Here is a 22028-nt window from a genome sequence, read left to right as displayed (position 1 = left end):
CGGCCCTCCGCAGGATCTCCCGCTCGGTTTCGAGCTTCCGGATTTGGGCCTTGAGCTGCCTGTTCTCTTCCTCCAACACGGACTCGGACGATACCTCGCCCGGCGATACCGCCCGCTCCGCCCCACCGGACCGGAGCGCGGCCGTGGAGGTACCGGTGCGTTTGCGTTCGGCCCGCACCCAGTTGCGCAGGGTCTCGCGGCTGACTCCCAGGTCGTTGCCGATGCCCTCGAACGTGTGGCTCGGATCGGACAGGTACAACGCGACTGCATCGGCCTTGAACTCCGCCGAGTACGCCTTCATGACCATCAGTGAATCTCTTCCTCTGGACCTTCACGATCCAGTGTTCACGATGTCCTCACTCAGGGGGGAACGCCCCCGCACACCATCGACTACCCCGGCCACACCGCCGAGATGGCCGACCAGCCGCAGGACGAGATGCGCGCCTACCGCGGCAGAGATCTGCTTGCGGGCAAGAAGGCCCTGATCACCGGGGGCGACTCGGGCATCGGCCGGGCAGTCGCCGTCGCCTTCGCGAAAGAGGGCGCCGACGTGGCCATCGCCTATCTCGAGGAGAGCGACGATGCCGGCCACACCGCTGAACTGGTCGCGGCCGAGGGCCGGAAGTGCCGCGTCTTCCCCGGTGACCTGGCCGACCCGCAGCACTGCCGCGACGTCGTCGAACGCACGGTGTCCGAGTTGGGCGGACTCGACGTCGTCGTGAACAATGTGGCGTACCAAGAGCCCGTCGATGACTTCCTCGACCTGTCCGACGACCAATGGCGCCGCACGTTTTCCGTCAATATCGACAGCTTTTTCCACGTGACCAAGGCCGCTGTCCCACACCTGGCCCCCGGCTCGGCCATCATCAACACCGGTTCGGTGAACGGGCTGCGTGGCAACAAGTCGCTGATCGACTACTCCGCCACCAAGGGTGCGGTGAACGCACTGACGTACTCGTTGGCGCAGGCACTGCTCGAGCGGGGAATCCGTGTCAACTGTGTCGCCCCCGGCCCGGTCTGGACACCGCTGATTCCTGCCACCATGGACGAGGAGAAGGTGGCGGACTTCGGTAAACAGGCCCCCTACGGGCGAGCCGCGCAACCGGACGAGATCGCCCCCTCGTACGTGTTCTTCGCTGCGGGTCTGCTGTCGTCGTATTACAGCGGGGAGGTTCTCGCACCGCTCGGCGGCGAGACCATGCCCGGTTGAACGACCCCTTGCCCGGCGAAGTCACCGGTGTGCCTCGCTGCACAGGCGTTGTCCCCGTTGCCGGAGCGGCGCACACTGAGATCGATGCCGGCTTGCGCGGCCGCAGGCGATGGAGGAGACGATCGTGGAGCTGCATACCGTGGCGATCGACAAGCCCGACGACATGAATGTGATCGTCGGGCAGGCCCATTTCATCAAGACGGTCGAAGATTTGCACGAAGCACTGGCTGGAGTAAGTCCGCACCTGCGGTTCGGGGTGGCGTTCTGCGAGGCGTCGGGTCCCCGCCTCGTGCGCTGTTCGGGCAACGACGACCGTCTCGTCGAGTTGGCCACGCGCAACGCGGTCGCGGTCGGTGCGGGCCACTCCTTCTTCGTGTTCGTGGAGGAGGGTTATCCGGTCAATGTGCTGAACACGCTCAAGCAGGTGCCCGAGGTGTGCGGCATCTTCTGCGCTACAGCCAATCGGGTCGAGATCATCGTCGCCGAGACGGAACTCGGCAGGGGCATCGCCGGAGTGATCGACGGGTTCACACCTGCCGGCGTCGAGACGAGTGACGATGTCGCCGACCGTAAGGCTCTCCTCAGGACCATCGGGTACAAGCTCTGAGCGTCGAGTCACATCTCGTCGGCGCACTCAGAGCGTGAGGACGACACGCGCACAGTGACCACTGTTGTCGCCATGTCGGTGTGTATCGGCCTCGCCGACGAGGATCGCAGTCGACATCGTCGACTAGCGTTGGACTGCCTGTTCATCACATAGGTGGCGGGATGGTCGTGAGCGGTTCGTTACCGGCCGGACAATCGGCGGGTTCAGATAGTTAACGCGTCGTTTCTACTGTCGCTCGAAATGCCGAAGCATCCGGTTCGGCACCGTCCCACAAGGAGAGCCACGTTGTCCTACGTCAAGCCATCCGACTTGGTCACGGCGATGATCGATGCCGGTGCGTCCAAGGTGTTGATGTCCACACGCGACACCGTGATTCGCGCCTATATGGGGGGTGCGATACTCGCCCTCGGTGCGGTCTTCGCCGTCACGGTCGGCGTGCAGACCGGCCAGCCGCTCATCGGTGCGCTGCTCTTCCCTGTCGGTTTCTGCATGCTGTACCTCCTCGGCTACGACCTGCTCACCGGTGTCTTCGTGCTCGCCCCGATGGCCTGGCTCGACAAGCGGCCGGGGATAACCGGTGTCGGGGTGTTACGGAACTGGGGACTGGTGTTCCTCGGCAACTTCCTCGGCGCGTTCACTGTCGCCGTGATGATGGCGATCGTCTTCACCTATGGATTCGCAACCGAGCCCAACCAGATCGGCGAGGCCATCGGCCATCTCGGCGAATCGCGCACACTGGGCTACGCCGAGTACGGTGCCTCAGGCATGCTGACCCTGTTCATACGCGGCGTCCTGTGCAACTGGATGGTGTCGACGGGGGTTGCCGGGGCAATGATCGCCACCGACATCCCCGGCAAGGTCATCGCAATGTGGATGCCCATCATGCTGTTCTTCGCAATGGCATTCGAACATTCCGTCGTCAATATGTTCCTGTTCCCGTCGGGTCTGCTGCTCGGCGGCGACTTCACCCTCCTCGACTACCTGATCTGGAACGAAATCCCCACCGTGCTCGGCAACCTGGTCGGCGGATTGATCTTCACCGGCCTGGCCCTGTACCTAGCGCATCGGCGCACCGCACCCACACCCGTTGTCGCCCGCGACGCAGAGCTCGAGACCCTCTGAACACCGTGGGGCGCGGGTCTACGGCAATTTCTCGATGGTCACCCAACTGGGGTCTATACCCGCTCGGAAACCCCTCCACGATGGGCGGTGGAGCCGCCGATTCGGGGTGAACTCGCGGTACTCGACGGTGCCGACGAGGAGCGGTTCGACCCAGCGGGCGTGACGGGCAAGCTCATCGGGGACCTGGCTGTCGAACGGACTGGTGGGGCGTTCGAATGGTCGGAGCAGCGCAAGCGTCCGCCGCCGGTCGGCTTCACTGAAGCCGGAGCCGACCTCCCCGACGAACACCAAGCCGACCCCATCTCGGTGGGCACCGACGATCAGCGACCGCAGCCCACCGCGGCCGGTCGCCTCCCACCCGCCGACGATCACCTCTGCGCTGTTGAGAAGCGGGGTCTTCACCCAGTCCGGTGAGCGGCGTCCAGGGAGATACGGCGACGTCACCCTTTTCGCGACGATCCCGTCGAAACCGTGCTCGTCGGCCACCTCGAGCATTGCCTCGCCATCGACGTCGACCCAGTACGGGGCCACATGCACGACCTCGCCTTCGAGACCGGCGTCGGCCAGGAGCTGGCGGCGCTCGAGGTAGGGCCAGCCCAGGATCGGCGCCCCCCGGTGCGCCATCAGATCGAAGACGCAATATGCCAGGCCAGTCGCGGCAGCGACGATCTCGCCGTCGAGTACCACGCCACGGCCTGCGTCGATGTCGGAGAGTCCGACGGCGATCTGCGAGTACTCGGCGGTGATGTCGGCACAGTTGCGGTTGAACAGATTCACGGAGTCTGCGGTGACGGTGGCGACGGCGCGGATGCCGTCGTACTTCATCTCCACCGCCCAGTCGTCCCCGCCCGGGGGAGGGCCGAGCGTCGCCAACATCGGTTTTACCGGGCGCAGAGGCAGTGCGGGCCGATGGATTGCCACCCTCCCGATTCTGCCCTCGTACTCAGCCGACGGCAGTGCCCGCGGCGCGCGAAAGCCGGACGAAGAGATGGACGGGCACACCGCCGCATACCGAGCGGTGTGCCTTCTCGACCATCCGGCAGGTCACGCCATCTCGGGGACGTGCAGGTGGGCGATGGCGAGCTCGAACTCGCAGGTGTCGAGCACCTCGGCGTTCGCCTCGCGGGCTGTTTCGTCGCGGATGCTGTCGACGCGTTCCCTGTTGCGTTCCATCGCTTCGGCGCTGTCGAACGTCAGCGACGACACCCCGCGACCTGCGGCGTGATCGAGCATCAAGCTGGCGCTGCAGAATCCGTCGAGTTCCTCCATCTTGGGTAGTGCGGCCATTTTCCACATGTCGACGCCGCGGTCCATGTGGGCCGGCTCGGTCTTGATCCACGTGACGCGGCAGCAGGCCCCGCGCTCCGAATGGTGGTCGCGATGCATGACCGCGATGTCCCACCGCGACACCTCGGTGGTGCCGTGGAAAATTTCGGCGGCGGTGTCACGCAGATTCTGCACCGGTCCCTCGCTGGCGCGTAGAGATTCCTCGTCCCGCCACGAACTGGTTGCGATGCATCGGCCCGAATCACGATCGACGAGAAGGGACATACCGAGACAGCCCTCGATGTCCGCCAGTGCGGGCATCACGGTGTCCCGAAAGTGCTTGATCCCGGCGTCGATGTACGACGGGTGCGAATGAATTGTGGTTGAGCGTGCGAACACGATCGGCACCTTTCTCCTCGGGGCGGCGCCGACACGGCGTCGCCGGTCATTCCCCGTGTTTCACACTGCTCTTCCAATCCGCCGGAGGCAATGGGCGGCTCCGCCGCCTGTGCGCCTTTCTGGTTGTCCCAGCTACCAGAAAGGCGCACGGGCGCGGAGCGCCTCTGCTTCATTGGCCGGGGTCGGGTCGCGCCTGCAGCACCGGCGCGGCGGCTGCGAGCAGCGCGTTGCGGTCGCGGTTCAACGGGGGATAAATCCGTTGGGTGTTGATGGTGACTTTGGTGGCTTTGGCCTGCGCACCGTGCGCCACCACCTGGCGATCCCATCCCTCGGTGTACACCGCGCCCGCCGGTCCGAGGTCGAGAACCGTCGCGTACCAAGGTATCCGGAGCGGCATCATCGGCTCTCCGAGTAGATCACCGATCACGTTGTAACCCGCGTAGCGGCCCATCGGACGCCCGTGCTGGCACGACATCACCGATAGGTGGTCGTCGTCCACCCATGCCGCGGCGACGTCACCGGCGGCGAATACTCCGGGTGAGCCGAGAACTCGCAGATAGTCGTCGACCGGCAGGCGACCCAGCCGGTCGCGGTCCCCGGCGAGCTGGGCGGTCAGCGGATTTGCCCGCATGCCCGCGCACCAGACGACGGTGCCCGCGGCCAGCACCTCTCCGGACGAGAGCGTCACGCCGTGCTGGTCAACGGCGGCGACGCCGACGCCGGTCATCGTTTCGACCCCGTTCTCGGACAGCGCCGCTTCGATCACCGGTCGCGCCGACGCCCCCATGTCGGAACCGACGTAGGGGTTGTGGTCGATCAGCACCACGCGCGGGTCGAGGTTGCGTTCGGCAGACAGTGTCGTGAGCATCCCGGGCAGTTCCGACGCCGTTTCGATACCCGTGAGACCGGCGCCGACGACCACCACGGTCGCCGCGCTCACGTCCGCTTCGCCGTCGGACAGAGCGGCCAGATGGCGTTGCAGCTTCAGGGCGCCGTCGTAGGTGTCCACGTCGAAGCCGAATTCCCGCAAACCGGGAATATCGGGTTTCGCCACCCGACTGCCCAGTGCCATGACCAAGCGGTCATATTCCTGCGTGGCGCCCTGCTCTCCGCTATCCGCGACGGTGACGGTGCGCGCGGTGGTGTCGATCGCCGTCACCTCGGCGGTGATGTGCCCGACGTCAGCCGGGTCGAGCAGGTCGCTCAGCGGAATGCGGCACGCGCTCAGGTCTGCCTCGTAGTTGCGGACCCGGATGTCGTGAAATGGCAGCTTGCTGATCACCGTGACATCGACGGTGCCGGTCGCGTCGAGTTCCTCGAGTCGCCGCGCCGCCCCCAGCGCGGCCCATAAACCGGCGAATCCCGAACCGAGGACGAGGACGCGGCCTGAATCAGTCACACCGATATCGTGTCAGGGTCCTGGCCGGGGCGACCGTTGATTCGCATCACGCGTGATCATGGGTCCTGTCGGCCGTCGGCCACACGCCGTAGGCTCCGCAGCGTACGGGGCGGTCAGTGGGCCCGTTTCTCGGCGGCGTCGGCGATGTCATCGAGGTCGCGCCGGATCGCCTTCGTGGTGGCCTTCAGGGCGAAGGAGCCGAAGATCTTCATCATGAATCGCGAGAACGCGCCGAGGTCGTTCGCTTCTGCGGAGAAGTGAAAGGTCAGGGTGGTGCCGTCACCGGCAGGGGACAGGGTGAACACGGTCGTATAGTTCGCCCCGTGGGAGGCAGCCTTCACCACGGTGCGCTTCTCCGGGTCGATCTCCGCTACCCACATCTCTTCGGTCGACGACTTGCCGAACAACACCCGGGTTTCCCGCCACCGGGTGCCGACTTCGTACTTCGTCGAGTCGAGCCGTTCGAGCTTCTCCACCCCGCTCAGCACCGACTCCGCGTTGTCCAGGTCGGTGAGGACTGCCCAGACCGCGCTTACGGGCGCATCGATCGTTCGACTCAACTGGATTTCCGAAGCTGACATGAGTGTTCCGTTTCTTCGAGCAATCGCCGAATGTTTCCCGGGCAACGGTAGGCGATCATTCGCCCTTCGGCTGCTACATGCTGGGCCCGAGGTGCCGGGCGAGGGTGCGGTAGCCGAGTTCGTGAAGGTGGTGATGTTCGGGCCACAGGGTGCGGGTCCAGGCCGGGTCGGTGTGAGCTGATGTGATCGCGGCGGTGGTGGAAGCGTGCAGGTCGAACTCGAGGTCATGGCAGAGTTCGGCGACGGCAACCGGGTCACGGGTGTCGGCGATCCGCCCGATCGTGTGGGCAACTTGTTCGTCCGCGTCGCGCAGGATCCGCCGATACGAACGCGGAAGCACGGTCCACAGCACGACAAGCGCCATCGCCACGCCGAGAAGGGTTTCGAGGAGCCGATCCCGGGTGACGACACCGAGGTCCATGTGCGTCCCCAGGCTCCCGACGACCAGGGCGAGCGGCGTGATGAACACCATCGCCACGCCGTAGTTGCGGACAAGGAAAGCTTCCGTCCCCGCCATCAGGAGAGCCACGACGAGAACGAGCGCGGCGGCCGTCAGGTCGAGTGTCGCCAGCACCGCCAACAGGCCGAGACCGAGCACGGTGCCGAAGAAGCGGTGAAGGCCGCGGTACGTTCCCAGTACGCGATCCGGGCCCTGGTGAAGGATCATCGCCGCGGTGATCACCGCCCAATCGGGCCGTCCGACATCGAGACTCAGCGCCAGGAGACCGGCGGCGGGGCACGCCACCAGCAGCCGAGCGACGATGGTCCAGGATCTGCCCCGCGGATGAGCCGCCCGCCCGAGTCGGTAACGAATCGACGGCCTGGGCAGCGGTACCTGTGGTCGCAGATCGTCGGTGTCCGAGGCGTGGTCTGCGTCGCGACCGTCCGCCATGGACGCACACCGCAAATGAGCGGCATGCAGGGCGCGGGTCAGCGCGTGATCGCGACCGACGAGTGCGGCGTCGTGCAGACACTGCCACGCGGCGTGCAGCGCCCGCACCGCGTCCCGGCGTGAAGTCGGTGATGAACTGTCGGAGAGCGCGGCACCGACGGCGGCGACCGCTGCCGCGACCGCGGCCCGCTCGGGGGTGCGACGACGCACCAAGAACCCGGACATCGAGACGAGCAACGCCGATGCCGCTCCCGAAGCCGTCCAGGCCAGCACCTCCGTCGTAGACACACCGAGAGCGGGCAGCGACGACGCGATCTCCACGGTCAGCAGGGGAAGGAAGGCGCCGGGGGCTCCGAGTCGCAGGCCGTCGACGACGAAGGCGCAGACGGCGACGACGACGGTCATCGTGAGGATCAGCACCGTTGCCCACAGCGCGGAATTCCCCAGTGCGGAGTTCCCCGCGGCCGCCGCTGCGTGGACCGGTGCGCCGACTGCGGCGCCCACACCCGCCAGGAACACCAGTGCAGCGGCCGCGATCGACACCACCCGCCACCGCACGCGGTACGCCCGGCCCTCGCCGTAGACGACGGCGAACGCGCCCAGCGTGGCCGTCGCTGCGACCGCAGAGTGTCCGAGCGCAATCCCGGCGAGGGCGGGCAACGCCGCCGCCACCCCGGCGCGCACCACACCCGGCCACCGCCGGCCCTGGCCGGCAACCCCGAGGAGTAACGACCGTGGCGGGGCCGGCGCAGGAATCTGCACATCGTGTTCCCGCGACGCGGTTCCCTGGTTCTGCGCTCCTACCGACACGACGACACAGAATACGAGCGACCGAGTGCGTCGAGGTAGCCGATGAGTTGTTTCTCTCACCCTCGGTAGGTGCGGTCGACACGCCGATCGGACGATGCGACCCTCCGACTACAACCGGGGGTCCACGGGCTCGGACTCGAGCGCCAAAACCGCGAACACCGGCTCGTGCACCCGCCATAGCGGGTCGCCTTCCGCCAGCCGGGTCAGCGCCTCGAGCCCGAGCGCATGCTCACGCAGGGCCATCGATCGTTTGCGGCCCAGAGACCGGTCGCGGAGCACGTCGAGATTGTCGGTGTAGTCGGGACCGTAGATGATCCGCAGGTACTCCTGCCCCCGCACCTTGATGCCCGGCTGAATCCTTCTGCGTGCCAGTTCCGCGGGTGCCTGGCCGACCGGCTTGACTACCATGCCTTCACCGCCGGCATCGGTCAGTCGTGACCACCAGGCGGTGGCGGCTTCCCGGGACGCATCCGAGGTGAGATCGACGAACACGTGTCGGGTGGCGGCGACGAGAGGATCGTCCAGCATCGCCAGCTTGGCGAGGTGCCAGGAGTGCGGTTCGGTGACCGCAGGCGCCCGGCCCTCGCAGGCGAGGATCTGGAACGGGGCCAGTCGCACACCGTCCAGTCCGGTCACCGGCCAACAGTATCGGGCATATGCTTTCCGGAACCGATCGGCGTTGACCGCACGGGTTCGGGTGCGGGCCAGCAGCTCCCCGACGTCCAGACCGCGGGCGGCGGCGCGCTCGAGTGCGGCGATCGCCTCCGGCAGCGCTGCACCAGCAGCAGCCCCGACCGATGCGTACTGGCTGCGGATCAGCTCACCCGCCTTCGCCGACCACGGCAGCAGTTCACAATCGAGTACCAGCCACGATGACTCCAGGTGGTCCATCAGCGGCCCGCATGCGGCGCGTAGCCGGTCGACCAGTTCACTCATCGTGGCCGCATCGTCGAAGAACGGGCGCCCCGTGCGGGTGTAGACGATGCCCGAGCTGCCGTCGGTGACGCCGAACCGCTTCGCCGCGGTTGCCGCATCGCGGGCCAGCACGGCGATCGCCCGGGAACCCATGTGCTTCTCCTCGCACACGAGCTCGGTGACGCCGTCGGACGCGAACTCGGCGAGGGCCTGCGCCGGATGCTCCAGATAGCCGTCGAGGTTCGAGGTGGCCGGTGGGGCCATGGTCGGCGGCAGGTACACCAGCCAGCGCGGGTCGACGGCGAATCTGCTCATGATCTCGAGGGCAGCGGCGGTGTTCTCTTCGCGCACCTTGATGCGCCCCTTGGTGTACCGGACGTCGATGTGCCGCGTTCCGCGCACGTCGTCGATGGACAGCTGGCCCGGATCGCGCTGTGCCGGGGGATCCGACCTGGTCGAGCCGGTGGTGAGGGGGCGCACCGGTTCGAACCACACCCGCTCCGCCGGTACGGAAACTATTTCTCTGCTCGGGTAGCGCAGGGCGGTCAGCTTGCCGCCGAAGACGACGCCGGTGTCGAGGCAGAGCGTGTTGTTGCTCCACTCGGCCTCCGGCACCGGGGTGTGGCCGTAGACAACGACGGCGCGGCCGCGATAGTCCTGGGCCCACGGGTAGCGCACCGGCAGTCCGTACTCGTCGGTCTCGCCGGTGGTGTCCCCGTACAGGGCGAACGAGCGCACCCGGGCAGACGCGCGGCCGTGATAGGCCTCCTTCAACCCGGCGTGCGCGACCACCAGATTGCCACCGTCGAGTTCGTAGTGACTGATCAGACCGTCGATGAAGGCGTGGGCGTCCCTGCGGAAGTCGTCGGGTTCCGCGGCGAGCTGGTCGAGCGACTGCTGCAGCCCGTGCGAGGTGGCGACCTTCCGGCCGTGCAGTGCCCGGGCAAGCTTCTGTTCGTGGTTGCCCGACACGCACAGGGCGGTTCCGGCCGCCACCATGCCCATCACCAGGCGCAGCACTCCGGGGGTGTCGGGTCCGCGGTCGACCAGGTCGCCGACGAACACCGCCGTCCGGCCCTCGGGGTGCGACGCGCCGCCGCCGTCGGGATCGAGCGTCCAGCCGAGCTTGCGCAGCAGCGTCTCAAGTTCGCTCCGGCAGCCGTGTACATCACCGATGATGTCGAACGGTCCGGTCAGCTCACGCTTGTCGGTCCATGCCTTCTCCAATGCCACTGTGGCCGCAGCGATGTCGTCCACTCCGGTGAGCACGTGCACACGCCGGAATCCTTCGCGGCCCATCTTCGGCAGCGATCGCCGAAGTTCCTTGTGCTGCCGTCGGATCACGTGCGCCCCGAAGTCGCGGTCCGATCGGGCCTGGTTGCGTGTGATTGCGACATCGTCGGGGACGTCGAGCACGATCGCGTCCACCAGGACGTCGTGAGACTTGGCCAGATCGATCAACGCCTTGCGTGATTCACGCTGCACGTTCGTGGCGTCGACGACGGTGAGCAGGCCCCGACGCAGCCGAGTTGCGGCAATGTAGAGCAGCACGTCGAAGGCATCGGACGTTGCCGCCTGGTCGTTCTGGTCGTCGGCGACCAGGCCGCGGCAGAAGTCGGACGACAGCACCTGAGTGGGCGCGAAATGGTGGGCAGCGAACGTCGATTTTCCGCTTCCCGAGACTCCCACGAGCACGACCAGCGACAGCGCCGGCACCGAGATATCAGACATCGGCGCCGCCCACCCGGGTGAAGACCGCCATCTGAGTGGGGGAACCGACCGCGGGGTCGTCGTCACCCACCGGGCGGAAGTCGACGGTGTAACCGAATTCTTCACCGACATGGTCTGCCCAAGAACCGAATTCGGCGCGGGACCACTCGAAGCGATGGTCGGGGTGGCGCATACCCCGAAGGTCGGCGTAACGCACGTTGTACTCGGAGTTCGGGGTCGTCACGATCACATGCCCAGGCCGTGCCGTGCCGAACACCACCTGCTCGAGTGCGGGCAGCCGCGGCGGGTCGATGTGCTCGACAACCTCCATCAGCACTGCTGCGTCGTAGCCGGCGAACCTTCTGTCGGTGTAGGTGAGCGCCGCCTGGAACAGCTGCAGACGTGCGCGGCGCCGCTCCGGCATCCGATCCAACCGCAAGCGGCGTCCCGCGATCGTCAACGCTCTCGTCGACACGTCCACACCGGCGATCTCGGTATAGCCGGGATCGTCCAGCAGCGCGGAAACGAGTTGACCGGACCCGCATCCGAGGTCGATGACCGTGCGAGCGTCCAGCTCGTCGAGCACTCGAAGGACCGCCTCACGCCGAAGCAGGTTCAGCGGCGGCGGGACCGAGGTGTCCGGCGCGGTCACCGTGTCGTTGTCGGGCTCTTCGTCGACCGGCGGTTCCAGCTGCTCCTCCACATCGTCGCCGAGTTCGGCGAGTCGCTCGAAGGCGGCGCGAGTGAGTGCGGACTGGTGCCGCAGATAGCGGCGGGTGATCAGCGTCCTTTCGGGGTGCTCGGTGAGCCAGGATCCGCCGGCCCGGATCAGTTTGTCGACCTCGTCGGAGGCGACCCAATAGTGTTTCGCGTCATCGAGCACGGGAAGCAGCACGTAGAGGTGATTGAGTGCGTCGGCGAGCCGGACGTCACCCCGCATGGTGAGTCGGACGTAATGGGAGTTTCCCCATTCGGGGAAGGCGTCGTCCAGCGGCACGGCGCGGGCCACGACCGTCCATCCCAGCGGGGCGAAAAGTCGCTCGGCCAGCTCCGGTCCACCGCGACAGGGCAATGCGGGCAACGAAATCTCGAGCGGTATCCGGGTGGCAGCGAGCTCGGGTTTCATCGTGCACCGGCCGGCGCGGGCGGTGCGGAATACCTCCGCCAACGCCACCGACAGCAGCGAGGAGACAGCGTAGGGCCGATCGTTGACGTACTGGCCGAGCGCATAGTCGGGTGCAGATCTGCCTGACATGCGGGCGAGCCGTACCGAGTCGACATTTAGCAACAGCGCTGCCGTGCAGCGATCCGCGGTCGCCTCGGGATAGAACACGCGGGCGACACCGCAGGATTGGGGGAACTCCTGGACCCGATCAGGGTGCTTGTGCAGCAGGTAGCCGAGATCGGTGGCCGGTCGTACTGTCGTGGAGATCGTCAGAATCACCAGGCACAGTCTGCCGCAGACGAGGCGTTCGCCGCAGCAACATATTCGGCACGCCTTGATCGCGTACTTCGCGGCGGGAGTACACGGTGGCCCGTGATTTACGGCCAGAACGCATCAGGCCGAGGAAGGTTTGTGCCTAGAATCAGGAAGCAGCGAGTCCCGCTCGACCCTGCGCACGAAGGGATCGACCTCATGAGTTCGTCGACTCGCAGCCGGGTGCGTCGAAGCGCGGTTGCCGCGCTCAGCATCGTTCTTGTTTTCGGCGCCGTTTCCTGTGGCTCGGAAGAACGCGGCGGACAGCAGACAACAGAGCACGGTGCGGATGCACCGCACGCGGACGATCCCGACGCCGACAGAATCGTCGACGTAGTTCGCAACAAGCTGGCGGAACTCGATCTCAGCGGTGCCGTCTTCGGTGTGTGGCGCGGTGACGAGGAAATTGTCAGCGGAGCAGTGGGGGAGTCGCCGCTCGGCGTTCCCGCGACCCGTGACATGCAATTGCGAGTCGGCCAGCCGATGGAACCAATGCTGTCGACCGTTCTGTTACAGCTGGGCGAAGCCGGAACGCTGAGCCTGGACGAGCCGATCGCCAAGTGGGTACCCGACTTTCCGCGCGCCGACAAGATCACCCCACGGATGCTCGCCAACAGCACGACGGGCATTTCGGACTACGTCACCAACCCCGAATTCCTGAAGACCTTCTACGCAAATCCGATCAAAGGCTTCACGTCTCAGGAGATCTTCGACCTCGCCAATTCCCGCCCACCGCTGTTCGAACCGGGGACCAGTTTTGCCTACGCGCACAGCGATCTGTGCCTGCTGGGAGTGGTACTCGAGCAGGCGACGGGAAAGCCGCTCGGTGATCTGCTGGAGGAACGCATCTTTCAGCCACTCGGGATGAACCAGAGCAGCGTGATGTTGACACCCGAGATCAGTGAACCGATTCTGCACGGCTATACCAACGAACGTGGCGTCTTCGAGGACTCCACGTTCTGGAATCCCACCGCGTTCCTCAACAGCGGCAACATGAACTCGACGGTGGCCGAAGTCGCGCGGTGGGTACAGGCGCTCGGCAACGGCGAACTCCTGTCCGACACGGCGTTCACGGAGATGATGGCGGACAAGACCGCCGGGCTGGGCCCGCTGACTGCGGACAGATACTTCGCATTCGGAACCGTTCACCTGGGCAGTTGGCTGCTCATGAACCCGGCTTTCGGGGGCTACAACGGCATCGCCCTCTACGACACGGAGTCGAAGACCACGATCGTCGTCTACGCCACGCTCGGACCGACGGCCAACGCAAACGCCAACAACACCGTGCCGATCGGCAACGACATCGGCGCACTCCTCCTCCCGGACAACCCGCCCAAGGTGCCCTGACCGACCCGGCACCTCGAGCTGGTCACTGCCTAGGTAATGGTGAGGCTCAGGTCCCTGTGCGGAAGGGTGACCCCATGGCGGATGACTCCACCGAGATCGAACTCAGCCGCGCTGAACTTCGCGAGATCGCCGGCTTTGCAGTGGCGTGCGCGCGACCTGCATTGGCGGTTTTCGAACGTGAACGCCCGCACGATCAGCGCCCACGAGCCGCGATCGACGGTGCAGGGGCGTTCGCGGCGGGAGCCGAGCGGACCACCGCTCTCCGCGACAGCGCGTGGGCAGCACACCGGGCCGCTCAGGAGGCCCGCGATGCGGGGCAGCCCGCAGCGAGCGACGCTGCCCGCGCGGCCGGCCACGCGGCCGGTGCGGCGTTCCTCCATCCACTCGCCAAAGCCACGCAGGTAAAGCACATTCTCGGCTCCGCCGCTCATGCCGCACGAGCATTCGAACTCTCCGCCGGCGACGATCCCGTCGTCGGAGCCGAATACATCGCGCGGACGCAGAGACTTGCGAATCACGTTGTGGTAGACGTCCTGCGCCGCTACCCGGTGGCCCCGGGTGGGGGAGGACGGGTCGGGGAACTGATCCGTCAGTTGGACGCGTCCCTCCGTTGCTCCCCCACGATTGCGGACCCCACGGACACACCGGCGTAGTCGGCGGACTCGGGCCGGGTGAGTGGCCGCGCAACTGCTTGGGACCTGGTCGTGGAGGAACCGACGGGCGAACAGCTTGTCCGCCCGAGCGCAGAACACCGTCATCCGCCGCCGGATCGCGACGTGTCCGAGGGCGGTCGCCAGGTGGGTCTTGCCGACTCCGACCGGACCCAGAACGAGAACCGAGTGGCCGGCCTCGGCGAACAGCAACGACACCAGATCCGACAGCAGGGATCGGTCGTAACGGAGATCGTCGAGAGCATTCCAGGTGTCGATCCGCATCGACTGATCCAGACCGGCTTTCGCCGACCGCAAAGTGGCCGAGCGTGATTCGCGCCGGGGTACTTCGTCGGCGAGCAGCAGTTCCAGGAAGGCGACGTGGGATGTGCCAACATCTCACATCGTTCGTGTTCGACCGCCGTAACGGCCATGGCCGTCCTGGTCGCCGATGTTCACAGCCCCAGCATCAGTCTTTCTTGAGGGAGATGGCCACAGCTCGGAGTTATTCATCCTTGACTTATATAAGTATGGACGCAAATAATGTGTGCATGCACGCATTCGACGTCTTGGGTGATCCGGTTCGCAGGCGGGTCCTCGAGCTCATCGTCGACGGGGAGAAGCCGGCGGGCTACATCTCAGCCGTCATCACCCAGGAGTTCGGCATCAGCCAGCCCGCCGTGTCGCAGCACCTGCGGGTGCTGCGCGAGCAGGGCTTCGCGACCGTCCGCCCGGAAGGAACCCGCAGGCTGTACGCCGTCGACCCCGAGGGGCTCCAGCAGGTGAGCGAATGGCTGACCCCGTTCGAGCGCTTCTGGCGCGGGCCACTGGCCGCCCTCGGCACGGAGCTCGCCCGCGGCAGACGCGCGCAGCGCTTGACTGCCGAGCGTGCAGATCCCGGCGAAGTCGCCGGTTCCGACGGCCCCACCCCACAAGAAGAGGAGTAACCATGGTCGACGTCAATTCCCAGATCGACGCCGTGACGCGCGCGCTGCGCACCGAAGAGGTCGACGGCGAGCCATCGCGCATCCAGACGATCGCGCAGGAATATCCCGCCGGCATCGACGAAGCGTGGGACGCCACCACGAGCGCCGAGCGCATCGCGCGCTGGTTCCTACCCGTCTCGGGCGACCTGCGACTCGGCGGCCGGTACCAACTCACCGGCAACGCGAGCGGCGAGATCCTCGAGTGCACTCCGCCCTCCGACGGGACTGCGTACTACCGGATCACGTGGGAGTTCGCGGGCGGCGTCTCGTGGGTCACGGTCCGACTCACCTCCCTGGGGCAGGACCGCACGCGGTTCGAGCTCGAGCACATGGCCCGGGTGGCCGACGTGCCCGCCGACATGTGGGAGACCTTTGGGCCCGGGGCCACCGGCGTGGGCTGGGACCAGTGCCTCCTGGGCCTCGCCCTGCACTTCGCTGTGCAGGACAGCAAGATCGCACCGGAAGAAGGCGCGCAGTGGGCCCTCTCCGACGAAGGAAAGGCGTTCACGCGCGCGGCCGCCGACCGCTGGGCCGATGCCTACGTCGCGGCGGGCGCTGACCCGGAAGCTGCGGCCCGCACCGCCGATGCAACCTTCGGCTTCTACACCGGGCAGACGTCTGGCGCATGACAGCGCCAGCTCGGAGCTTCATCGCCCGCAGGCTTCCGGGGTTCCGGCAGCACTAAACGCGCCGGACCCATAATGTGATCAGACTGGCCGGTGTCCTCACCGGACGGACGGGATGTGCCCCGGGGGTGGGTATGGCGATCGGCGGGGCGGGCAGTCCGGGCGGACAGCAGACGTCTGGGGGTAAGAAGTGAGTCCAACCAAAGGCGGTCGCAAGGTCTTCGTTTCGCATGCGAGCGCGGACAAGGACTATGTCGGGAAGTTCGTCACCGACATCGTGGTGCGTGGTGCAGGGCTTCGGTCGGACGACATCTTCTACACATCGGACGCGGATACGGGCGTCGGCTCCGGCGAGTACTGATGGAGAAGGTCCGCGGCGAGGCCGGCAGCTCGAAGCTTGTCATCGCGCTCGTGACCCGGTCTACCAGACCCGACCTGTGTGCATAGCCGAGCTTGGCGCGGCGTTGGCCCGGGGCGTGCTCTCCCCCGTGATGGCCCCAAACATGCAGCGATCGGAGTCGGAGGGGCGTGCTGCCTGGCCCGATGATCAAGCCCGTCGACGACGAAAGCGTTTTGGACGAGTTGTCCGATCGTATTCAGGCGTTGGGCTTCCCGGTCTCATCCAGCTCATTCGGGGCCGGTAAGGCCAACTGGAAGTCGGATCTGCGCACTGGTGCCGGTCCTGCGCCGCTGCCCACGATCCCCACAGCTGAAGACCTGGCACAACTCAAGCAGGAGCTGGAGAACACACGGAACGCTTTGGATGAGACGAAGGCCGGTGACGAAGTACAGCCACTCGGTGACGCTGGCCCCAGACCACGAATGTGGTCGTCGTTGTCCAGGTACCCACCGGTTCAGGGGCACACTGCCGAGTAGGAGTCGTGGACCTGACCGTTTGGAGGAACGCCGGCCATGGACTGCACTCAAGTTCATGTCGTCCCCGACCGGGACCGCTGGAAGATCGAACGCGACAGCAGCACAACCGCTAGGCCGCGACGGCCGAATCGGGGACGAGGCCACGTACGCCGATGACCGTTCCCGCCGCGCCGGGTGACTGTGCCAGCAATGTGTGGATTCAAGCGTGCGCATGTCTCTTCCTCCTCTTCCACCGTCGACCGACCGGTGGTGTTCGTCTGTTCGCGTGGGTCGATGTCGGGAGGGGGCGGCCCCCGCCGTCGGGCGGACCAATTCATCCGTAAGTCAATCAGCGATGTACGACTAGTTGAGGTAGACTAACTCGTACTCGGCTGTTTGAGATAGGGGGACGGACCAACGTGAGCGCTACCGACCGATCACGTGCCGCGGCGACTGCAGGTGGCCGACCTGGCAACCAACGTGCCGATGCCCAGCGCAACCGGATCGCAATCCTCGCAGCGACGCCCGTTGCCCTGCGGAAGAACCCCGAGGCCTCCGTCGCGGACATCGCCGCCGAGGCCGGCGTCGGGCGGATGACGCTCTACGGGCACTTCAAGACCCGTGCCGAGCTCATCGAGGCGGCCGTGGTCGAGAGCTTGGAGCGCGGCGATGCCGTCCTCTCCGAAGTGCCACTCGACGGCGAACCCATGCAGGCGCTGGCGCGCCTCGTCGAGTCGAGCTGGAGCCTCGTCGATCAGTCGCGTGCGCTGCTGGCTGCCGCGCAGAAGGAACTCTCAGCGAGCCGCATTCGCGAACTGCACCAGAAGGCCGAAGCACGGATGCGTGACCTGCTCGAACGGGGACAGCGAGAAGGAGCGTTCCGCGGCGACCTGCCGGTGAGCTGGCTGCTGACAACCGCTCATGTCGTCATGAATGCCGCCGCCGAAGAGATCACTGCGGGCCGCCTCGACCCCATGGATGCCGCTCACTACATCAACGCCGTACTTCAACCCGCTTTCGCACCCTCAGAGGAGAAGGAACGATGATGAGCCGACTCATCGTCAGCATGTGGACCACCGTCGACGGCTACGTCGCCGGGCGTCGACGACTCAATGGACTGGCTTCGTCCCGACGTCGATCTGATGGATTATGAGATCAGCCTGGTCGAGAACGCCGGTGCCCTTCTACTCGGCAGGATCACGCACGGAGATTTCGCTTCGTACTGGCCTGCCGTTGCCGCCGACGCGATCGAGGCCGACGAGGGCACCAAACGCTACGCACGCCGTCTCGACGAGCTCGACAAGTTCGTCGCGTCACGCTCCGGCGACGTCGCCTCCTGGCCGGGAACCCACCATGTCGAGGAGGCAACGGCCACCGAGATCCAACAGATCAACCACCGATCCGCCGGTGACGTGATCATCTACGGCAGCCTCAGTCTGATCGCCGCACTCAATGCGCTGAGTCTGATCGACGAGTTCCACTTCATCGTCAATCCGACCTTGCTCGGTCGCGGAAAGCCCATCGTGGATGCAGACCAGCGCCCAACCCAGATGGAGCTCATGGAGTGCCGGCCGTTCTCAACCGGTGCCGTCCTGCTCCGGTATGCACCCATTTCGGCAAACTGCCCGATCCCACGAGCGGGAATCTGATGTCCAGAACACTGTCGGGTGGGAACGCACCGGCGCATCAAGGAAGGACGATGAGATGAGACCACTGCGATACTCGATCAATGTCACGCTCGACGGCTGCTGCCATCACGAGGCGGGGCTCGCCCCGGATGAGGAGTCGATGCGCTACTGGACCGCTGAGATGGAACGAGCTGATGCCCTGCTGTTCGGCCGGGTCACCTACGAGATGATGGAGTCGGCGTGGCGGCAGCCGGCCACGGGAACGTGGCCTGACTGGATGGGTGAGTGGGAGATCCCGTTCGCCGAAACCATCGACCAGGCGAAGAAGTACGTCGTGTCGAGCACGCTCAGCGAGGTCGATTGGAATGCTGAGCTGGTGCGAGGCGACCTGGGGCAAGCAGTCCAGCGGCTCAAGCAGGAGCCAGGCGAGAGCCTGTGGGTGGGTGGCGTGACTCTGCCCCTGGCGTTGGCGGATCTGGGACTCATCGACGAGTACGAGTTCCTTGTGCAGCCGGTCCTTGCCGGACACGGGCCGACGTTGCTCGCCGGTCTGCCCCAGCGCATCGAGCTCGAGCTCGTGGGTCGCCAGGAGTTCCGGTCGGGGGCGGTCGCCCTGCGATACCGGCCCAGGCGTCTAGCGGCTTGACGCGATCGTCGTGGGACATTTGCCGCTGTCTTGCGATGGAACGACGTTTCTCGCGACTGACGCGAGGGGTCGGCCCGTCGCACACGTACCCGAATACGGGCCTGTGGACGGCCCTTGGACTCCGGCGCACTCGACAAGCACCATCCTGGGCGCGGCCACGATCCTCTTGGCAAAGGCGCTGTGGTGGATCATCACCGGCGCGCGTGACCGCCATGAACGATCACGATAGCGCCCGGTCGATGAAAGTGGCGACCGGTCGTAGCTCTGCGAATCGGCCCGGTCCCCGGTTGGTGGTGCTGGGCGTCTTGATGGCCTGCTTCGCCTGGGCGCTGATCGTGCCGATATCGCTGACGGAGCCGCCGACCACATTCCCCGGTGCGGCCTTCCTGGTCGGTCTGGCGGGTTTCGGGGCGGCTCTCATGCTGGTCTTGTGGACGGCCGTGAGCCCGAGGCCGTCGCCGGCCGCCGCATGGCGGAAGGCTGCATTGCTCCTCGTCTTCTCGATGGCGTTGTGGGCACCGACTCACATATGGGCCGAGCGCGACGAGCACGCGTGGGCATGGTTGGCGGGCTTCGCGATCGCCGCGTGCGCATTGATGAGCTGGCAGACGGGGGCGGTCATGGCAGTCATCCTGGGGGCGGCTGCTTCGATCGGCGGCATCGTGTTCGATGGTGCGATCGCTGCAAAAGTCCTGACAGTGCTCGGGTGTGCAGTAGTCGTGTGGGCGATGTGCCAGGCCCTCGTGTGGCTGCTGCGGCTGCTCTGGAGGGCTCAAGAGGTGAGGGAAGCCCAGACCGCACTCGCGATCGCCGAAGAGCGTCTGCGAGTCAGCCGCGAGCTCCACGACGTGCTCGGACACCGTCTCGGCATCATCGCGCTGAAGGCAGAACTTGCCGCAGACCTGACCGCCCGCGACCCCGGCCGCGCGGCCACGGAGTGTGAGGGTATCCGCGGGATCGCGACCGAGACACTCGTCGACGTCCGGCGAGCCGTTCATGGTCGGACAGTCGCTGACCTCGGGACCCAGCTCCAGGCCGCAGAGCTCGTGCTCCATTCGGCCGGAATCGAGGCGAGCGTCGATGCCGACCAGGACCTGCTTCCGCGGATGCCCCAGACACTGTCCCACCTCCTGGCAGCCGTTGTCCGGGAAGCGGTGACGAATGTCCTGCGGCACAGCGATGCACGGCATGTGTCGATCACGATCGCAGCTGCCGGACAGGGTCCCACGCTGGTCATCGTGAACGACGGGGTCCATGGATCGGGGCGGAACGAGACCTCCGGGGGCAGCGGTCTGGCCACGCTGTCAGACAGCTGCGCAGCGGTTGGGGCGCGTCTGACGGTCGACCGCAGCACCGAGAACCGTTTCGAGTTGCGCGTGGAGTGCTCCCACGACCTGGCCCGATCATGATGGGCGCGCCCATCCGGGTCCTTCTCGCCGAGGACGACGAGCTGATCCGAGAGGCACTCGTGGGGCTCTTGGAGCGCGAGCCGGACATCGAAGTCGTGAGCACCGCCGGTGACGGCAGGCAATGCGATAGAACGGGCATTGTCGTGCCGCCCGGATGTCGCGGTCATCGACCTGCAGATGCCCAAGCTCGACGGCTTGGGCGTCATCGACGAACTCGGCCGAGCACTGCCCGACTGCGCCGGAGTGATACTCACTGGCCACGGCCGCCCCCACGTGCTTCGGCAGGCGCTGGCGTCCGGAGCGCGGGGCTTCCTCGCCAAGGGGGCTCCAGGCACCGCGCTGGCCGACGTCGTGCGACGCGTGCACGAAGGACAGCGCTATGTCGACCCCGTGCTCGCCGCAGAGGCCCTCACCACGCCGCCCTCACCGCTGACGCACCGGGAGACCGAGGTGCTCCTGACCGCGCAAGCAGACCGGCCGGTCCGGGAGATAGCCCGGGAACTCTTCCTCTCACCGGGGACCGTACGCAACTACCTCGCTGCCGTCACACACAAGCTCGGAGCCGAGACCCGTTCAGAGGCGTACCGGATCGCGCGCGAGAACGGCTGGGTCTAAAGACCACACATCCCAGCGAGGTGCATGGATGTTCCGTGGAAGATGCACGGGTCCACCAAGCGCGAGCCGAGCAGAGACTGCCGAGTATGAACAACAACGCGACGAATCTCGATACCCACGTCCACCCCCATCCGTCCGGCCGGTCTGCGGCTATCGGAGGCCACCTACTCGCACGCTGGCCGTCGATGCTCGGTCTGCTCGCGCTGCTCGTCAACAACGCAGACGGAGCCGATCCCCACGTCACGGCGATGATCATCATCATCGCATCGATGTGCTACCTCGCGGCCGCCGCCGTCGGTTCTCGACGAAGCGTCTGGTTGATGGCGGCACTCGTGAGCGTGGCCGTCGTCCTCGCCGGCGTCACGGGACTCGACCCGACTGCCACGGTGCTTGTCCTAGGAGCGGGGTTCGCGATCCTCGGGTTTCTCCGCGGAACCCGGGCAGATCGACGAGAGGTCGGCTGGCAGGCTCTTGCATTCATCGGCTTCAGCGCCATCGCCCTGACCGTCATGATGTCCAGCCCGACCCTGGCCCTCTACCTGGCGGCCACTGCCGCGCTGGGACACACCGTATGGGATGTGGTGCACTTCATCCGCGACAAGGTCGTCAGCCGCTCACTGACCGAGGCCTGCTTCGTCCTCGACCTCGGCCTCGGGATTGCGCTGCTGGTCACAGCGTGGTCCGTGCACCCCCTATGACCACTCTCGATCCCACAGCGTCGGCAGCGATCGCAGACGTTCGCTCCCCGGTCCCGCTCACTCAACCGAGATGCGGGGACCGGGAGGAGGTCGACGTCGTTCGCGTGCATCGGTCCACCGCAGTGCGCGCAGCCGGGGACGACGTGACTGACCTCGTCGCAGGCGCGGTGACGGTAGAGC

General features: G+C 66.3%; 22 protein-coding genes and 1 pseudogene. 14 read left to right on the top strand and 9 right to left on the bottom strand.

Annotated features, from left to right (window positions below):
• On the bottom strand, positions 1-307 hold a 307-nt coding region (locus ACH49N_RS04520; RefSeq protein WP_397504404.1), incomplete at its 3' end, for a transposase.
• Positions 308-412: 105 nt separating this feature from the next.
• Between ACH49N_RS04520 and ACH49N_RS04515 the strand changes: the two genes are divergently transcribed.
• The 3 genes from ACH49N_RS04515 to ACH49N_RS04505 all read left to right on the top strand — a co-directional run bounded on the left by ACH49N_RS04515 (position 413) and on the right by ACH49N_RS04505 (position 2939).
• Positions 413-1210, top strand: a complete 798-nt coding sequence (locus tag ACH49N_RS04515) for an SDR family oxidoreductase (protein ID WP_159927200.1) — start codon at positions 413-415, stop codon at positions 1208-1210.
• A gap of 124 nt (positions 1211-1334) precedes the next feature.
• Positions 1335-1817 carry an adenosine-specific kinase gene (locus ACH49N_RS04510; protein WP_358274157.1) on the top strand — a complete coding sequence of 161 codons (483 nt, stop codon included), beginning with the start codon at positions 1335-1337 and terminating at the stop codon, positions 1815-1817.
• Positions 1818-2102: 285 nt separating this feature from the next.
• Entirely contained in the window at positions 2103-2939 is an 837-nt protein-coding gene (locus ACH49N_RS04505) for a formate/nitrite transporter family protein (protein WP_159922378.1), read from the top strand.
• Positions 2940-2957: 18 nt separating this feature from the next.
• Here the strand turns inward: ACH49N_RS04505 and ACH49N_RS04500 are convergent, their stop codons facing one another.
• From ACH49N_RS04500 to ACH49N_RS04470, 7 genes are all read right to left on the bottom strand, one after another.
• Positions 2958-3860 (bottom strand): DNA ligase, encoded by a 903-nt coding sequence (locus tag ACH49N_RS04500; protein ID WP_358274155.1) that lies wholly within the window; start codon positions 3858-3860, stop codon positions 2958-2960.
• A 123-nt stretch (positions 3861-3983) separates the two neighbouring features.
• Positions 3984-4613 (bottom strand): antibiotic biosynthesis monooxygenase, encoded by a 630-nt coding sequence (locus tag ACH49N_RS04495; RefSeq protein ID WP_159922382.1) that lies wholly within the window; start codon positions 4611-4613, stop codon positions 3984-3986.
• A 160-nt stretch (positions 4614-4773) separates the two neighbouring features.
• Complete coding sequence (locus ACH49N_RS04490) at positions 4774-6003, bottom strand: NAD(P)/FAD-dependent oxidoreductase (protein WP_358274153.1); 1230 nt, start codon at positions 6001-6003, stop codon at positions 4774-4776.
• 113 nt (positions 6004-6116) lie between these two features.
• Complete coding sequence (locus ACH49N_RS04485) at positions 6117-6584, bottom strand: SRPBCC family protein (RefSeq protein ID WP_159922386.1); 468 nt, start codon at positions 6582-6584, stop codon at positions 6117-6119.
• A gap of 73 nt (positions 6585-6657) precedes the next feature.
• A complete protein-coding gene (locus tag ACH49N_RS04480) occupies positions 6658-8163 on the bottom strand; it encodes an FUSC family protein (protein ID WP_358274181.1) in 1506 nt (501 codons plus the stop codon).
• A gap of 231 nt (positions 8164-8394) precedes the next feature.
• Positions 8395-10932 carry a polynucleotide kinase-phosphatase gene (locus tag ACH49N_RS04475; protein ID WP_358274151.1) on the bottom strand — a complete coding sequence of 846 codons (2538 nt, stop codon included), beginning with the start codon at positions 10930-10932 and terminating at the stop codon, positions 8395-8397.
• Positions 10925-12355, bottom strand: a complete 1431-nt coding sequence (locus ACH49N_RS04470; protein ID WP_358274150.1) for a 3' terminal RNA ribose 2'-O-methyltransferase Hen1 — start codon at positions 12353-12355, stop codon at positions 10925-10927. Before ACH49N_RS04470 ends, ACH49N_RS04475 begins: the two co-directional genes overlap by 8 nt.
• A gap of 192 nt (positions 12356-12547) precedes the next feature.
• Here ACH49N_RS04470 and ACH49N_RS04465 point away from each other — a divergent pair, with 192 nt between their 5' ends.
• Both ACH49N_RS04465 and ACH49N_RS04460 read left to right on the top strand, forming a co-directional pair.
• Entirely contained in the window at positions 12548-13735 is a 1188-nt protein-coding gene (locus ACH49N_RS04465) for a serine hydrolase domain-containing protein (RefSeq protein ID WP_358274148.1), read from the top strand.
• Between the two features lie 74 nt (positions 13736-13809).
• Complete coding sequence (locus ACH49N_RS04460; RefSeq protein WP_358274146.1) at positions 13810-14388, top strand: putative immunity protein; 579 nt, start codon at positions 13810-13812, stop codon at positions 14386-14388.
• A gap of 78 nt (positions 14389-14466) precedes the next feature.
• On the opposite strand, the pseudogene ACH49N_RS04455 reads toward ACH49N_RS04460, so the two are convergent.
• Positions 14467-14763 (bottom strand): annotated as a pseudogene (locus tag ACH49N_RS04455) (ATP-binding protein); the annotation flags it as partial.
• Between the two features lie 173 nt (positions 14764-14936).
• Here ACH49N_RS04455 and ACH49N_RS04450 point away from each other — a divergent pair.
• The 9 genes from ACH49N_RS04450 to ACH49N_RS04410 all read left to right on the top strand — a co-directional run bounded on the left by ACH49N_RS04450 (position 14937) and on the right by ACH49N_RS04410 (position 21848).
• Positions 14937-15332 carry a metalloregulator ArsR/SmtB family transcription factor gene (locus ACH49N_RS04450; protein WP_358274145.1) on the top strand — a complete coding sequence of 132 codons (396 nt, stop codon included), beginning with the start codon at positions 14937-14939 and terminating at the stop codon, positions 15330-15332.
• Positions 15333-15334: 2 nt separating this feature from the next.
• Positions 15335-16000, top strand: a complete 666-nt coding sequence (locus ACH49N_RS04445; RefSeq protein WP_358274143.1) for an SRPBCC domain-containing protein — start codon at positions 15335-15337, stop codon at positions 15998-16000.
• A gap of 187 nt (positions 16001-16187) precedes the next feature.
• On the top strand, positions 16188-16358 hold the full coding sequence (locus ACH49N_RS04440) for a hypothetical protein (RefSeq protein WP_358274142.1): 171 nt from the start codon (positions 16188-16190) through the stop codon (positions 16356-16358).
• Positions 16359-17271: 913 nt separating this feature from the next.
• Positions 17272-17898, top strand: a complete 627-nt coding sequence (locus ACH49N_RS04435) for a TetR/AcrR family transcriptional regulator (RefSeq protein WP_358274140.1) — start codon at positions 17272-17274, stop codon at positions 17896-17898.
• A 66-nt stretch (positions 17899-17964) separates the two neighbouring features.
• A complete protein-coding gene (locus ACH49N_RS04430) occupies positions 17965-18501 on the top strand; it encodes a dihydrofolate reductase family protein (protein WP_358274138.1) in 537 nt (178 codons plus the stop codon).
• Between the two features lie 55 nt (positions 18502-18556).
• On the top strand, positions 18557-19126 hold the full coding sequence (locus ACH49N_RS04425; protein ID WP_358274136.1) for a dihydrofolate reductase family protein: 570 nt from the start codon (positions 18557-18559) through the stop codon (positions 19124-19126).
• 212 nt (positions 19127-19338) lie between these two features.
• The gene (locus tag ACH49N_RS04420) at positions 19339-20535 is read left to right on the top strand and encodes a histidine kinase (RefSeq protein WP_358274135.1); all 1197 of its coding nucleotides are present in this window, start codon (positions 19339-19341) and stop codon (positions 20533-20535) included.
• A 108-nt stretch (positions 20536-20643) separates the two neighbouring features.
• A complete protein-coding gene (locus ACH49N_RS04415; protein WP_358274133.1) occupies positions 20644-21150 on the top strand; it encodes a response regulator transcription factor in 507 nt (168 codons plus the stop codon).
• An 86-nt stretch (positions 21151-21236) separates the two neighbouring features.
• Complete coding sequence (locus ACH49N_RS04410; RefSeq protein ID WP_358274132.1) at positions 21237-21848, top strand: hypothetical protein; 612 nt, start codon at positions 21237-21239, stop codon at positions 21846-21848.
• Positions 21849-22028 lie beyond the last annotated feature (180 nt).

This window comes from Rhodococcus sp. NPDC019647, from assembly GCF_044389235.1.
Classification (GTDB): Bacteria; Actinomycetota; Actinomycetes; order Mycobacteriales; family Mycobacteriaceae; genus Rhodococcus_F; species Rhodococcus_F oxybenzonivorans.
Note: the sequence above shows the minus strand (reverse complement) of the source record. Positions and strands in the feature narration are given on the sequence as shown.

Coding starts and splice junctions, on each gene's coding strand:
- ACH49N_RS04450 (WP_358274145.1), top strand. CDS start 14,937: ATGCACGCATTCGACGTCTTGGGTGATCCGGTTCGCAGGCGGGTCCTC.
- ACH49N_RS04420 (WP_358274135.1), top strand. CDS start 19,339: ATGAACGATCACGATAGCGCCCGGTCGATGAAAGTGGCGACCGGTCGT.
- ACH49N_RS04430 (WP_358274138.1), top strand. CDS start 17,965: ATGGACTGGCTTCGTCCCGACGTCGATCTGATGGATTATGAGATCAGC.
- ACH49N_RS04515 (WP_159927200.1), top strand. CDS start 413: ATGGCCGACCAGCCGCAGGACGAGATGCGCGCCTACCGCGGCAGAGAT.
- ACH49N_RS04485 (WP_159922386.1), bottom strand. CDS start 6,584: ATGTCAGCTTCGGAAATCCAGTTGAGTCGAACGATCGATGCGCCCGTA.
- ACH49N_RS04445 (WP_358274143.1), top strand. CDS start 15,335: ATGGTCGACGTCAATTCCCAGATCGACGCCGTGACGCGCGCGCTGCGC.
- ACH49N_RS04425 (WP_358274136.1), top strand. CDS start 18,557: ATGAGACCACTGCGATACTCGATCAATGTCACGCTCGACGGCTGCTGC.
- ACH49N_RS04460 (WP_358274146.1), top strand. CDS start 13,810: ATGGCGGATGACTCCACCGAGATCGAACTCAGCCGCGCTGAACTTCGC.
- ACH49N_RS04475 (WP_358274151.1), bottom strand. CDS start 10,932: ATGTCTGATATCTCGGTGCCGGCGCTGTCGCTGGTCGTGCTCGTGGGA.
- ACH49N_RS04465 (WP_358274148.1), top strand. CDS start 12,548: ATGAGTTCGTCGACTCGCAGCCGGGTGCGTCGAAGCGCGGTTGCCGCG.
- ACH49N_RS04410 (WP_358274132.1), top strand. CDS start 21,237: ATGAACAACAACGCGACGAATCTCGATACCCACGTCCACCCCCATCCG.